General features: G+C 30.8%; 1 protein-coding gene. It reads left to right on the top strand.

Going from position 1 to position 1,828, the window contains the following annotated elements; genetic code table 11:
• On the top strand, positions 1-1,817 hold a 1,817-nt coding region (locus tag B5F09_RS14430; protein WP_087375018.1), incomplete at its 5' end, for an ABC transporter ATP-binding protein.
• Between the last annotated feature and the right edge of the window lie 11 nt (positions 1,818-1,828).

The following is a 1,828-nucleotide window of genomic DNA, read 5'->3' as shown; positions in this document are numbered from 1 at the left end:
ATAAGGATAAAAAAGTAAAAAAATTATCAACCGGTCAAAAGAAAAGAGTTCAGGTGTTAAAGTGTCTATTAAGTCAGCCGGATTTACTGATCTGTGATGAACCGACAGCCGCATTAGATGCAGCCAATAGTAAACTGGTCATGGAAGCATTAAAAGAAGCAGGAAAAAATATTCCAGTGTTAATAGTAAGTCATGATATTGCTTTATGCAATCAGTATGCCAGTCGAATCTGTAAACTGGAAAACGGATATATAAGTGAAGATAAGATTATCAGTGAACAAAAAGAATATCATTTAAAGCGGCCTGGAAAAATTAATCGACCAGTAAAAGAATATCTGTATCTGATTAAAAAGATGATAATCTCAAGACCTGGAGACAGTCTAATAAAAGCAGTGATAATGAGTCTATTGATATTTTCTTTATATGCCGGAATTAATTTTTTCAGTTCAGTATCAGGAAAGAGTGATGCCAAATATAAATGGACAACAGGAGAAAATCTGTTAATAACAATCGGTAATGAAGAAAACAAAAGCGATGAAAATAAAACGGCAGAATCTTATCAAGTTGCTGATCCATTATATTCCACATATGATTTTTATACCAAGCAGGATGTTCAAAATGTATTGAATGAAGTAGATGAGGTAATAGGATATCGAGCAGGATGGGATACAGATATTTATGATTGGTCAAATTATGAGCTTGAATTAACATATGATGAAGCTAAGAAAGTATTAGAAACAGCAGATCTGAAACGACCAAGCACTCAAAAACTGGCAGCTAGTATAGAATTATTTGAAAGTCAAGGGGGACCTGAACATGAAATCCGTAATGAAAAAATATTTTTCTATTATTATGGTTATGATGGTTTTAAAGATTGCACAGATTACTTTCCAGATGATTCGATAAGTAATTCAATTTATTTTGATTATATATATTATAGAGATATAGTAGTTTATCAGATGAAAAATGATTATCAGTTTTCATTATTATATGGCAATCAGATGAAAAGTGATGATGAAATAATCATATCATTAACAGTAGCTGATAAACTATTGGAAAATGAATCAGTATCCAGCTATGAGGATTTGATAGGCAAAGAGATAAGTCTGGTCAATGGTTCATATACTCCTTATGAATATTTTAAAACTCGAGACCCATTAAAAAAAGGAAATAATGAAGAAAGTTATTTTTCTTGCAAGATTACCGGGATAACAGATCATAAAAATAATTATGAAAATCAGGTGTATCTAAGAAATGGTGTTTATGATAAGTGGATCGAGGAAAAATTTCAAATGAATCTAGAATATTTAGAATATCAGTATGCTTATTATTTAATCGATCCAGAAAGTGACAGTGATGAAATAAGCAGTAAAATTGATGAAATATCAGCAAGCACAGACAGTCACTATGCAAGTTATGCAAGCAATGATAAAAGCAGTCAGGAATATAATAATCCGATACTATACTGGGGAATCAGTATGATAATGATCATATTAGTAATAATGGTAATGATTGGTTATGAGGTATTGAGTAATCGAAGACTGAAAAAAGAAGGACGGATAATCAAGGAAGATGGATATAAAGTAAAGCGAATAACATTTATGATAGAAGGGATAAGCATAATAACAGGGGTAATAGTTTGGCTGATATTATTACAGCCACTGATTGAAAAGATCAATGAAATAGCATTTAGATATGAATATAGTGAGATACTGACATTTAATCTAAGTGACTTTGGAATCAGTATAATATTGGCGATTATTATAATGTTATTGATAAAGGGAATAAGCTATGAAATACGGATTAGAAGGAATTAAAAAGAGTTTTG

This window comes from Erysipelatoclostridium sp. An173, assembly GCF_002160495.1.
In the GTDB taxonomy this organism is placed as follows: Bacteria; Bacillota_I; Bacilli_A; order Erysipelotrichales; family Coprobacillaceae; genus Thomasclavelia; species Thomasclavelia merdavium.
Note: the sequence above shows the minus strand (reverse complement) of the source record. Positions and strands in the feature narration are given on the sequence as shown.